Raw genomic sequence first — 12321 nt, 5'->3', positions numbered from 1 at the left:
CAACGGCGTTAATCTCTGCACATTTTGTTATAGGATACCCACCGACCATAATTCCTTATCTGGAACGTTGATAATGAAAACATCACAACCTGAGCTTACGGGAGAGCAAAGCTTATTGGAGCGCGTATTCAAACTGCGCCAACATGGCACTACGGCGCGCACGGAAACGATTGCTGGGTTCACTACCTTTCTTACCATGGTATACATCGTTTTCGTTAACCCGCAGATTCTGGGGGTTGCGGGCATGGGTGTTTGTGACCACCTGTCTGATTGCCGCATTTGGCAGTATTTTGATGGGGCTGGTGGCTAACCTGCCGGTTGCGATGGGGGCAATTTTCTGGGGCGCTGTCGGATTTCTGTTACTGACCATTTTTCAGATTCGCTACTGGATGATCGCTAACATCCCGATCAGCCTGCGTTTAGGAATTGCCAGCGGTATCGGTTTGTTTATCGGCATGATGGGCCTGAAAAACGCCGGTATCATCGTTGCCAACCCGGAAACGCTGGGGACCATCGGTAACTTGACTTCTCACAGTGTCCTGCTGGGCGCGCTGGGATTCTTTATCATTGCGGTGCTGGCATCGCGTAACATTCACGCCGCTGTGCTGATTTCCATCGTGGTAACCACTGGTATTGGTCTGCTGTTAGGTGATGTGAAATTTGCTGGCGTGTTTTCGATGCCGCCGAGCGTCACGTCCGTCGTGGGTCAGGCTGATCTGGTCGGGTCACTGAATTTGGCGCTTTCCGGTGTGATCTTCTCTTTTATGCTGGTAAACCTGTTTGACTCTTCCGGTACCCTGATTGGTGTGACGGATAAAGCCGGGTTGGTGGACGCGCGCGGTAAATTCCCGCGTATGAAACAGGCGCTCTACGTCGACAGCATTAGCTCGGTGGCCGGTTCCTTTATTGGCACCTCCTCCGTGACGGCGTATATCGAAAGCTCTTCCGGCGTGTCTGTTGGCGGGCGTACTGGGTTGACGGCAGTTGTGGTGGGGATTCTGTTCCTGTTGGTGATTTTCCTCTCTCCATTGGCCGGCATGGTGCCCGCCTATGCGGCGGCAGGTGCGTTGATTTATGTCGGGGTGTTGATGACCTCTAGCTTGGTGCGCGTGAAGTGGGACGATCTTACTGAAGCGGTGCTTGCGTTTATTACTGCGGTGATGATGCCGTTCAGCTTCTCTATCACGGAAGGGATTGCCCTGGGCTTTATCTCCTATGTGGTGATGAAAGCGGCAACCGGACGCTGGCGTGAAATCAGCCCTTGTGTGGTGGTTGCGGCGCTGTTCCTGCTGAAGTTTATCTTTATCGACGCACATTAATCGCACACGCTGTCAGCGATAAAAAGCCCCGTCTGCTGCGGGGCTTTTTTTATGTTAAACCGAAGGGATTCTCTCTGCGACGTGGCTGATGAGCTTGATGTAACTGCGCGATTGCCGCTGCTGCTGGATTATCTCACCGGTTTTACTCATCACGCCGTCCCCCTGATAATCCCAGGTTACTAAATGATTTATCGTTGGAATCCGCGCACAGGCCCAGGCCAGATAACCGTCGATGTCGCTAATCACCTCAAGGGAGGGAAAGTGCATCGAGCGTAATCGACCGGAAGCTGGGTGCAGCCGCAGGTTATTGCCGCTGATTTGCTCAGGCTCGGTCATTTTCATGATGGCCTGCCGGATAGTATAAAGCTGTGTGGCGGCTTCTAACGGATCGCTTTGGGCGTTGATCCAAGCAGTTTCTGCCGGCGTTTGCGCCTGTGTGTGGCTCGATGTGACATGGGGGGGCGCAAATGGACAATCTCAATATCAATCCCCACTTTTCCTTCTTCGCTCAGCAGGATTGCCCGCATATGCCAGACTGAAATCGGGAAGATAGGGATCGAGAAAGCGAGGACGCTCATCAGGGGCAAGCGTCAATGCGGGTAACACAGGGTAGCCGAAAAAATAGAACATCATCTCGGCCAGCAGTGCGCGACTTTTTAAGTAGCGTTCACGCCGCCTGGCAGGCAGTTCCTGCGCAGCGGCGATCAGCTCATCGGGCAAACGCTGTAGATCGGGTAATGCCTCCGTGCCGGTCCACCTGACAAAATGGCAGGTCATGCTTCACTCCGTGATGATAACCAAGGGGCGAATGTGATCCGATTCGTCCCGATAAAATACAAATTATATGCATATTAACAGACTATTATATGAACAAAAGTAAAAACGCCCATAAGTTAGCGAGATCGGCTATCAGCAGAAACAGAGATTTTTAACTACAGCAGACGGATATCTGCGTTATCTCGTGCCGCCTGTTGCTGCTTTTTGAAGCTCCTTTGTTGCAGCTCACTGCTGCTCACCAACGTCAATGCGGATGTCGGACACACCCGCACGCAGGAAAGGGGATGTCGCAACATCGACGCAGAGATCGCACTTGCGCACCTCGCTTTTTGACGATGCGCCTTGTGATGTAACCACCAATCGGCAATCACAAAAGCGTTCATTAAAGCGTTTCCTCGCGCGACGAGTTGAACTGGGAGGCCAGTGAGACGGCCGGCAAAGAAGCAATCGTGCTCTGTAACCCCATTTGATCGAGCATGCTGATGGCGGCCTTGCGCCCGTCAGCGATAGCGGTTACCACCAAATCAGCACCGTGCACGGCATCGCCACCGGCAAAAATACGCGGATGGTTGGTCTGGCATGGGCGTCGACCATTGCCGCGCGCGGGCGCGTTAATGTGGCCCCAATCATCCAGCCTCACCTTGGCCTCTTCGAGCCACGGCATGCTGTGCGGCTGGAAGCCAAACGCGGTGATGACAGCTTCGGCGGGTTGCACAAATTCCGAGCCGGGGATGACGCGTGGCCGACGGCGGCCGCTGGCATCGGGTTCCCCCATCTCTGTTCTGACCAGGCTGATGCCGCAGACGTTGCCCTTTTCATCCAGGCAAATCTTTTGCGGCTGAACGTTAAACATAAATTCCGCACCCTCTTCGCGCGAGTTCTTCACCTCTTTTTTCGAACCTGGCATGTTGGATTCATCGCGACGATAGGCGCAAGTTACGGATGATATACCCTGACGCAGTGAGGTTCGCAGGCAATCTATGGCAGTGTCACCGCCACCGAGCACCACAACGCGCTTTCCTTCCATCGAAATATAGGGTTCTCCTTCCAGATCGGGCAGGCCCATAACCCGTTTGGTGTTGGCAATCAGGAACGGCAACGCATCGTAAACACCGGATGCATTTTCCAGACCCGCTTTCATCGAACGGTAAGTGCCGACACCGAGGAACAGGGTTTCGTATTCCTCTATAATCTGCGACAGAGCGATATCTTTCCCTACTTCGGTATTGAGCTGGAAGTTAATGCCCATTTCACTAAACAGGTGACGGCGGTGGGTCAGCACTTTCTTGTCCAACTTGAAAGGCGGAATCCCAAAGGTCAGCAGGCCACCAATCTCTGGGTGACGATCGAACACGGTAACCTCAACGCCATTGCGCGCCAGCACGTCCGCACAGGCTAAACCGGCGGGCCCGGTACCAATGATCGCAGCGCGCTTGCCGGTCGGCGTAACGCCGCTCATATCCGGCTTCCATCCCATCGCCATGGCGCTGTCCGTGATGTAACGCTCGATATTGCCGACGGTAACCGCGCCGAATTCTTTACCCAATGTGCAAGCGCCTTCGCACAACCGGTCCTGTGGGCATACGCGACCGCAGATCTCCGGCAGGCTGCTGGTTTGGTGTGAAAGCTCTACCGCTTCCAGAATGCGGCCCTGTTTTGCCAGATTGATCCAGTGCGGAATACTGTTGTGCAGTGGTCAGGTCCATTCACAAATAGAGTGGTTGCCGCAAGAGAGACAGCGACCCGCCTGGTCTTGCGTCTGTTCAGCAGAAAAACCATGATAGATTTCGTCAAACGTGGTTTTACGCAACTCAATGGGCTTTTTCTTTGCCTCTACGCGCGGCCAGTTTTGGCGCTGTTTGAGTGGATTGCCACTTGGTGCCGGGACCGGCGTGGCGCGTTGCCAGGTGGTGGCTGAACGCTGTGCCATTGCTTGCTGTTTGGCTTTTCGCTTCGCCTCCAGCGTCTGTTCGCTCACCAGCGTTAGCGCTTGCGTCGGGCAGGCAGCCACGCACGCCTGACCTTCTGGGCGATCAATGCGCAGGTCGCATTTATGCGCGAGTGAGGCCGGACTCGTTGGTTCTGCGACCATCGACACGGCCCCAAACGGACAGGCAAGTACACAGGTCTTGCAACCGATACATTTATCTTTTAACAGTTGGATGCTGTTGTCTCTACGCACCAGTGCTTGCGTAGGACACACGCTGGCGCAGGGGGCATCTTCACAATGACGGCAGGTTACCGCAGAACGCAGTTCTGGCGTATTAAAGGCCTATGCGGGGTAAAAACGCATCCGCGCTTGCAGGATACTGGTTGTCGTTGTGTGAAATGACACAGGCGATTTCACAGGCTTTACAGCCCATGCAATCTTGAGCGTTAGCAATAACAAAGCGATTCATAACCTCTCCCTGACACATCTAGCCGATAAAAAAGAACCCAGAGTGGTGACGACAAACGTCCCGCAGCATTTTTGCCGCGCACATTCCCCGAGCCGTATGAGCAAAGATCATCGGCGAGGCGTTACTCTCTGATTGTTAACGTTCGATTTTTGTCTGGTCACCCAGAAAGCGGTTTGGAAGGGGTTGGCACGGGTCTCGCACTCGCAGGAGAAAATACAAGAAAAAATACAACTTCCCCCCATTTACTGTCTCTCATCCTACTGTCTCCCTGTGTCTGTAATCTTGATGTAGGACATGTAAATAGAGGGTTAATGAGGGAGAGTCATTGAACGGGATGAAAAATAGTGTTTTAATTCAGTTTGTTACGTTGCGTTGTTTTACTTAGTTCAACATCGATTATTCAGCATAATGTGCCATGAAATGACGAAATAATAAACAATAACATTTGTTTTATTGTGGTTTTGGCGTTTTTTGTTATTAAAAATAAGAGAAACAGCTAGTGACAGGTCTTTACATTCATCATATTGTAATATTACCGATAAATGAAATTTAACATAATGAATTTATTGGTTATTTTTTAATTCCCACGGAGGTGGTCAATTAAGACTACAAAAGAATATTGATAAGGGATTAGTCTATGAAGAAAAAAGTCATCTTGGGTTCTCTATTGGTATCCGCGGCATTATTAAGTGGATGTGCAACAGAATCCTCACGCAGCGTTGAGACACCCAAAGTCACCTCCTACCAAACGGCATACCAGGGCGTTCGTAGCCCGATTTCTGTTGGCAAGTTTGAAAACCGTTCTAACTACATGAACGGTATCTTCTCTGATGGCGTTGACCGTTTGGGAAACCAATCAAAAACCATTTTGGTTAGCCATCTTCAGCAAACGGGCCGCTTCAATGTGTTGGATCGCACCAACATGGAAGAGATCAAAACTGAAGCGGGTATCAAAAGGCCAGCAGCAAAAACTCAAAGGCGCGAGCTATGTCATCACGGGCGATGTGACCGAATTTGGGCGCAAAGAAGTGGGTGATCACCAGCTGTGGGGCATTCTCGGTCGCGGAAAAACGCAGGTTGCCTATGCAAAAACCACGTTGAATGTGGTCAATGTGCAAACGTCTGAAGTGGTTTACTCGGTACAGGGTGCGGGTGAATACACGTTCTCTAACCGTGAGATTATCGGCTTTGGCGGTACGGCAAGCTATGCTGAATGGAAAAGTTCTGGATCTTGCCATTCGTGAAGCAGTGAACAACCTGGTGTCAGGTATTGAGAGCGGCGCATGGCGCCCGAGCAACTAACAGCATAGGGATTGCTACGTATGTCTTATGGAAAAAAGGCGCACTGCTGCTGGCCGCAGCGGTGTTGGCAGGTTGTGCTTCGGAACCCAAAACGATTTATAGCTGGGACAATTACCAACCCACGCTGTACCAATATTATCAGCAAGATAAAACCAGCCCTGAAGAGCAGATCACGGCGCTGAATCTGGCGCTTGAAAAAGCCAAAGCGAAAAATAAACCGGTTCCACCCGGATTACACGCTCAGCTTGGCTTACTCTACGCCAATACCGGGCGGGGCACGGAAGCCCGTCAACAGTTCGAAACGGAAAAAGCGCAATTTCCTGAATCTGCGCCTTACATGGATTTTCTGTTGAGCAAAAATAAAGGAGCGGCCAAATGAACCGTCTGTTGGGATTTCTCGGGCTGGCATTCGCTTTGCTCCTGACCGGCTGTGCCAAGCCGACACCTTATGATTACACTGCATTTAAGCAAAGTTGGCCGAAATCCATTCTCGTGCTGCCGCCGATGAACCATTCTACGGACATTAAAGCGGGTCCCAGCATGTTGACGCAGGTGACCTACCAGTTGGCGGAAGCGGGGTATTATGTGTTCCCGGTAGCGGTAGTGGATGAAACCTTCAAGCAAAATGGAATGACGACGGCTCAGGACATTCATGCCGTCAGCTTCGAAAAGTTACGCCAGATTTTCGGCGCTGATGCTGCGCTCTATTTGAATGTCAAAGACTACGGCTCCAAATACATGGTGCTCAGCAGTGAAACTCGTGTAACGGCGGAAGCGAAGCTGGTGGATTTGAAAACCGGAAAACAGATTTGGAACGGTGTTGCCACCGCCTCAAGCAGCGAGCAGCAATCCAACTCTAACGGCATCCTTGGTGCGCTCGTGCAGGCGGCGGTAGAGCAGATTGCCAGCACGGTTTCTGACAAAGGGCATGATATCGCCGGTATCACCAGCGTTCGCTTGCTGTCTGCGGGCACGCCGCGCGGTGTGCTGTATGGCCCGCGTTCGCTGCAATATGGCAAAGATGGTCTGTAAGTTACCTCACGTTTAAACACGTTATCGATCAAGAAGGAGCGTTAATCTATTACGCTCCTTTTTTTATCTAAGTAAACAGCTCGCTTGTGAGTCACAGTAGCGTCAGCGTAACCTCAACATTATTGCGTGTGGCGTTAGAAAAGAGACAAAGGATGTGCGCCTTTTCTATCAATGCCTTCGCCTGTGTACTCTCCATACCCGGAAGGGCGATTTTCAATTCGGCCTCAAGGCCAAATCCATTGGGAATTTTGCCAATACCGACATGGGCTTCGATCGTTGCTTCTGGCGGGATCGTGATTTTTTCGCTGTTGGCAACAAAGGCTAACGCAGCGAGAAAACAGGCTGAATAACCTGCCGCAAACAACTGTTCGGGGTTGGTTCCCGTGCCTCCCATTGCTTTTGGGGTGTCCAGCTTGATGTTCAAATCCCCACCGATTGCGCTTACATGGGCGCCATGGCCGCTGGTTGCCTTTGCTTGTGCGACATAGATCGCCTTTTCTATTTTCATTGCCCAATACCCCATTTTTTCATGGTGTTAAAAATAAAAAATCTAGCATAAGATATTGGTTGCTGTTTTTTGGGGGCCATTATTAGGCTTTAAATATCGATTTTTGTAATGATTTTTTATTTCGCGTGCAACCTGTTCAAATAAAGATTTTTTTGTATTATCACTCGAGGCTTTAGGCAAGTATGTAGTGGTCTATTTTGGGCTGAGCTTTTGAAAAGCCGATTATTAATAGTTACTCGAAGAAAAAAACGCATTCTTTAACTGTTTTTTATTTAACATTAGAACAATAAGGGGAAATTTATTTTCCGGGTATTCGGCTAATGCATAAGTATTTTATAGGGTGATAGTACTATGAGTGTGAGTTTTTTAGGCGGTTCAGCTTTAAATAAAAAAATTTATCTAATCTTGTCACTTACAATGATAAAGGTGAGGCAACGAAGCTTAGCTTGTGGGATAGATTTGCTGATCTTTTCAAATCCTGTAAAAAGAAAGATGTCGTTAATACGTTTTACAACCTTATTCATGGAAGTCGGAATGAAAGGTTCGAGGCTAAAGAAAACAACAAGTTTTATTGTTTTGAGCAATTAAAAAGGCTGGCTGGCGTCGAGCATCAGCATCTGTTCAACGTACGCGAAGAACAACACAGTGCCAGCAAGAGTAAGTACACATTCTCAATCGATGGCGAAGATATCGTCAGCTTTGATTCTGAAAGAAATGGATATTCACTCGCTGAGTTGGGTGCTTCGACATTACCGGTCGTGGACAATTATGAGCGTATTGTATACGACTATATGAAGAATCATGAAGAACGCTTCTTGATTGATTATAAAGACACAAAAACGAATGCGGATTTTGGCGCAGACGAGCTTTTGGATTATAGCTGTTTCTTCTTGAAAAATAATGCGGATATAAGAAGAGAGCTTTTTGCACATGGACTTATAAATATGGATGTGATGGATATACTCAGGGATGATATGAACGATCGTTTTCCCATCGATGAGAATCGAAGAGATTATGTACTTACAGTAATCGCCAGTTCGTTGAGATCGCTGAATCAGTTGGATAGCGATTACATGTGAAGCATGGTACCTATTCTGTTATTTCAGACTTCGAATAAATTTATTCGAAGTCTGGGGAATATTGCTAATTGATGTATGGCGGGCGTGTCAGTTATCGAACAGAACTTGCCAGGGCACGATCGTTTTCCTGTCGCTCTAACGCCAATTCAATCAAGGCAGTGATGAGGTCGGTATAGCTCAGGCCGCTCGCTTGCCACAATTTGGGGTACATGCTGATGTTGGTGAAGCCGGGCAGCGTATTCACCTCATTGATAATCACTTCATCGTCAGGCGTGAGGAATACGTCTACGCGCGCCATACCCTGACACTCAAGCGCCTGGAATGCTTGCAAGGCTATGTGCTGGATTTTGCCGTTGATTTCAGGCGAAAGCTCCGCCGGTGCGCGCACCAACGCGCCTTGCTCATTGATGTATTTGGTATCATAAGAGTAAAACTCATCGCTCAGCACAATTTCGCCACAGACGCTGGCTTTCGGGTGATCGTTGCCCAACACCGCGCACTCGATTTCTCTGCCAACAGTCGCGGCTTCTACCAGCACCTTGTGATCGAACTGGAAAGCCAGATCGATGGCCTGTTGATATTCTGATTCGTTACGCACTTTGCTAACGCCTACGGATGAGCCCTGATTGGCCGGTTTGATAAACAGTGGCAGCCCGAGTGAGGCGCTGATGCTGGCAAAGCTGTGACGTTGGAGATTAGCGCGATTCAGGGTAACAAACGGTGCCACCAGCAGGCCAGCATCACGCAGCAGGCGTTTGGTGACGTCCTTATCCATGCTGACAGCAGAGCCAAGTACGCTGCTTGCCAACAAACGGAATATTGGCCATTCTCAGCAAGCCTTGCAGTGAGCCATCTTCTCCCAACGTACCGTGCACGATGGGAAAGATCACATCCAGCTATGTAAGCGCGTGGGCATTCTGACTTTCGATCACTTATTGCTGCGTTTGTCCTGGGATCAGAGCGACGCTCTTATTCGAACGGTTCAACGCGATAAGTGCTGGATTTTCGGCATTGAGCAGATAGTTTGACGCATCGTTGATATGCCACGCACCTTGCTTGTCGATGCCAAGCAGAGTCACATCAAACTTGGCTTTATCGATGGCATCAATAAGATTCTTGGCCGATTGTAACGAGACCTCGTGTTCAGCGGACTTACCGCTAAAGATGATGCCTATGCGTAGCTTTTTCATGCGTTGATTCCTGTGTTGTGGTGCTGAACCTCTAGCGCTTAGGATACTGATTAGATAATCAAGAGCCTCTGCGATCAAGCGCTTCACGGTATTCCTGCGAAAAAAATTGCTTGTTGGAGAAAGACGTGTTCATGAACGGTTGAAAAGGCATTGTGCTATTGTTTCGAATGAGTGGCATACGCTAGGGCGTGTTATTTATAAATACACTCGGAGGATATAGCGATATGGAAATCGAACTTTCAAGGGGAAGAAAATTACATCATGGTGATATGGCGAATTTGGTTCAGTACGACGATAAAAAAAGCAACTGCGTTGAATTTATGGCAACGATTTCTCGATCTATTCAGAATATCGCCGAAAAAAGCAGTTGTTGACTCTCTTTATGAAAACATCAATGAAAACCCTGAAGCCAAGCTTGGCGGCGAGGTATATTATTGTTTTTATAATTTTGAAAAACTTAAATCCCTTGCATTACCAGCATATAGAGATCTCTTTAAAGTAGGAGTTCAATCCCTGGGTATGAAAGGACCAGATACACCTTTTCGATAGACAAGGTTGATATCTACAGCTTTGATACACCGAATAGCTGGAATTCACTATCTGAACTGTCATTTAATCAATTACCGTTAGTGGAAGACTACAGCCATATTGTTAAAAACTACGCAGCCGATAATTAGGTTGAATTTAAGAAACAATTCCCGGATACGAAAATAAGAAATGGTTACGGCGGGGATGAGGTGATGGACTACAGCTGCTTTTTTTTAGAAAGAAACCCGGACATCAAACTTGCTTTGCTTGAATATGGACTTTTTGATCTGGATATCACGAATGCCTTTGTTAAAGAAATGGAAGAACAACTTAAAGGTGATGATGATCGGTCTGGAAAGATAAATTACCGACTGATCACACTGCAAGTATCGCTCAAATACCTTGAAAGCAGAGGGTTCATGGGGTGATATATTCGCAGGCAGCGGGGGCCGTGCGAGGGCGAAAACTCACTGCCTGTGATGTTTTATCGCGTTACCCTCCGCTCCTCTGGGCGGTCAGCGCATTGCTTTTACTCTGCGTGAGTTTTTCATGCTGATGTTTGCGTTGACCCATTTCTTCAATAATAAGCGCAAAGCGTTTCTCATTAAGTTGATAAAAGATGCCCATGGTTAATGCGGCGATAATCGCGAGCCCACATGGCCACAGAAAAATGAGCTGACGCAGACCAAGCAAGGTAGTATCACTCTGTGCCACATTCGGAATATAGCCGATTTGTGTCAGCATAATACCCGGCATCACGGCGGTGCCGGACGTGCATCAAGCGTGGTTAACACCGCGTTCGAGCAGCGCGAAGTTTCCCTGACCGATGAAAAAAAGGCGATTGCTGAGGCCATCGCCGATTATATCTTGGATGGCTCGACGATTTTCATCACCATCGGTACTACGGTGGAGCATGTTGCCCGTGCCCTGCTGAACCACAATGAGCTGCGCATTATCACCAACAGCCTACGCGTTGCACATATTCTGTATAAGAATCCTCGCTTTGAAGTGATGGTGCCAGGTGGTACGCTACGTCCCCACAACAGCGGCATTATTGGCCCGGCAGCCAACGCCTTTGTATAAGGATTTCGCGACATATCTTGCTCGCTGCCGATCACACCAAATACCACGCCTTTGCTGCGGTGGATATCGGCAATATCACGCAAGCGGCGGCATTGTTTACTGATGAAATGCCGCCTGCTGCGTTAAAAACGCGCCTCAAGGAGAGTCAGGTGGAGATCATTATTTCCAGTGAGGAAGTGCCAAAGCATGAATAGTTGCTGAGCGCCAGTCTATTGATGGCGAGCATCAGCAGATGTTCCCTCACTGTTTAACGCTATGGAATGGGGTCTTTGGTTTTGAACGAGATCCCTAAGCCTGTTTAACTCGACAAGTCGCTTCAAATGAATGGATTTTGATATTGTAAAAATTTTATCATTGTCATTAACTTCAACGAATCTGGTGTTCATGACATCAGTGATGTTTTCATTTTTTTATTTATAAAACTGTTTTTATTTTCTGGGTTTGCTTTTAAATATTCCTGGATTCTATATTTACTTTGAGTGTGTTTGTAAAAATCAGCGGGTAAGAATTTATCGGAGATGTTTTTTCTAATAAACCCTTCAGCGTTAGGCTTTGTCATTTTGTTATCGGCAATGAATTTGTGCAAAGAATAAATAGCCTCTTCATGCTTGTGAATTTTTTTGGCTATTGCCAGGCTGAACATGGCGCAATCGTAATGACTTCTTTGGATATCCAGTTCTACCACACAAAATCGATCGCTGAGGTTGACTTTTTCAAGTGCTAACTTGACGTTAAATGTAAGCATGCCGGATGCGTCGCTGCTTGATTTTGAGGATTCAAAAAATAATATGGAGGGTTTCCCATTGATGGATTTTACATCAATAACCGCGCTGTGAGGGATTCTGTCGCTTATTCTTATAATATATCTCTGGTCATGGTTATTTTTATTTTTTATTTTATCTAAAACTCCTTGCGGTGTTTCTACATATGATAAATTTAGTCCATGTTTATTTTTGTTAGCGATATCAACCCAGTATGGCATTAGCTTTGCGTCAAGCTGGGATAAATCATCATTGAGAATTTTTTTTCTGGTCAATACTCTACTCTATCTTTTCTATTTGTTTTTTTATTTCTTTAATGTCAATGTTTGCTGCTTTATCATTC

Annotated in this window: 6 protein-coding genes and 9 pseudogenes; 8 read left to right on the top strand and 7 right to left on the bottom strand. The window is 48.0% G+C overall.

Translation table 11 applies throughout. From position 1 onward, the window contains the following. The first annotated feature begins 73 nt into the window (after positions 1-73). Positions 74-1319, top strand: a pseudogene (locus tag ACMZI0_RS07870) (NCS2 family permease). Between the two features lie 54 nt (positions 1320-1373). Here the strand turns inward: ACMZI0_RS07870 and ACMZI0_RS07865 are convergent. The 3 pseudogenes from ACMZI0_RS07865 to aegA form a co-directional block, all read right to left on the bottom strand. After that, positions 1374-2096 (bottom strand): annotated as a pseudogene (locus ACMZI0_RS07865) (4'-phosphopantetheinyl transferase family protein). A gap of 155 nt (positions 2097-2251) precedes the next feature. Then, a pseudogene (locus ACMZI0_RS07860) lies at positions 2252-2444 on the bottom strand (electron transport protein HydN); the annotation flags it as partial. A gap of 34 nt (positions 2445-2478) precedes the next feature. Beyond that, positions 2479-4495, bottom strand: a pseudogene (gene aegA / locus ACMZI0_RS07855) (formate-dependent uric acid utilization protein AegA). Between the two features lie 637 nt (positions 4496-5132). On the opposite strand from aegA, the pseudogene ACMZI0_RS07850 reads away from it, so the two are divergent. The 3 genes and pseudogenes from ACMZI0_RS07850 (at position 5133) to ACMZI0_RS07840 (ending at position 6829) form a co-directional block, all read left to right on the top strand. Beyond that, positions 5133-5797: pseudogene (locus ACMZI0_RS07850) on the top strand (CsgG/HfaB family protein). Between the two features lie 10 nt (positions 5798-5807). Then, positions 5808-6176 (top strand): DUF4810 domain-containing protein, encoded by a 369-nt coding sequence (locus ACMZI0_RS07845; protein ID WP_415672568.1) that lies wholly within the window; start codon positions 5808-5810, stop codon positions 6174-6176. After that, positions 6173-6829, top strand: a complete 657-nt coding sequence (locus tag ACMZI0_RS07840; protein WP_415672535.1) for a DUF799 domain-containing protein — start codon at positions 6173-6175, stop codon at positions 6827-6829. Before ACMZI0_RS07845 ends, ACMZI0_RS07840 begins: the two co-directional genes overlap by 4 nt. A 91-nt stretch (positions 6830-6920) precedes the next feature. On the opposite strand, the gene ACMZI0_RS07835 is transcribed toward ACMZI0_RS07840, so the two are convergent. Beyond that, a complete protein-coding gene (locus ACMZI0_RS07835) occupies positions 6921-7337 on the bottom strand; it encodes an organic hydroperoxide resistance protein (RefSeq protein ID WP_415672534.1) in 417 nt (138 codons plus the stop codon). 425 nt (positions 7338-7762) lie between these two features. Between ACMZI0_RS07835 and ACMZI0_RS07830 the strand changes: the two are divergent. After that, positions 7763-8416 (top strand): annotated as a pseudogene (locus tag ACMZI0_RS07830) (hypothetical protein); the annotation flags it as partial. A 91-nt stretch (positions 8417-8507) separates the two neighbouring features. Here the strand turns inward: ACMZI0_RS07830 and ddlA are convergent. Further along, positions 8508-9606: pseudogene (gene ddlA / locus ACMZI0_RS07825) on the bottom strand (D-alanine--D-alanine ligase). 261 nt (positions 9607-9867) lie between these two features. On the opposite strand from ddlA, the gene ACMZI0_RS07820 reads away from it, so the two are divergent. Together ACMZI0_RS07820 and ACMZI0_RS07815 are read left to right on the top strand one after the other, a co-directional pair. Further along, positions 9868-10155, top strand: a complete 288-nt coding sequence (locus ACMZI0_RS07820; RefSeq protein WP_415672533.1) for a hypothetical protein — start codon at positions 9868-9870, stop codon at positions 10153-10155. Positions 10156-10346: 191 nt separating this feature from the next. Beyond that, complete coding sequence (locus ACMZI0_RS07815) at positions 10347-10562, top strand: hypothetical protein (protein WP_415672532.1); 216 nt, start codon at positions 10347-10349, stop codon at positions 10560-10562. Positions 10563-10626: 64 nt separating this feature from the next. Here ACMZI0_RS07815 and ACMZI0_RS07810 read toward each other — a convergent pair. After that, positions 10627-10890: pseudogene (locus tag ACMZI0_RS07810) on the bottom strand (MFS transporter); the annotation flags it as partial. Between ACMZI0_RS07810 and ACMZI0_RS07805 the strand changes: the two are divergent. Beyond that, positions 10882-11411 (top strand): annotated as a pseudogene (locus ACMZI0_RS07805) (DeoR/GlpR family DNA-binding transcription regulator); the annotation flags it as partial. The pseudogenes ACMZI0_RS07810 and ACMZI0_RS07805 overlap by 9 nt on opposite strands. Before the next feature lie 188 nt (positions 11412-11599). Here the strand turns inward: ACMZI0_RS07805 and ACMZI0_RS07800 are convergent. Next, positions 11600-12253 (bottom strand): YopJ family acetyltransferase, encoded by a 654-nt coding sequence (locus tag ACMZI0_RS07800; protein ID WP_415672531.1) that lies wholly within the window; start codon positions 12251-12253, stop codon positions 11600-11602. Positions 12254-12321 lie beyond the last annotated feature (68 nt).

The sequence above is a fragment of the Symbiopectobacterium sp. genome, assembly GCF_047692315.1.
Lineage (GTDB): Bacteria > Pseudomonadota > Gammaproteobacteria > Enterobacterales > Enterobacteriaceae > Symbiopectobacterium.
Note: the sequence above shows the minus strand (reverse complement) of the source record. Positions and strands in the feature narration are given on the sequence as shown.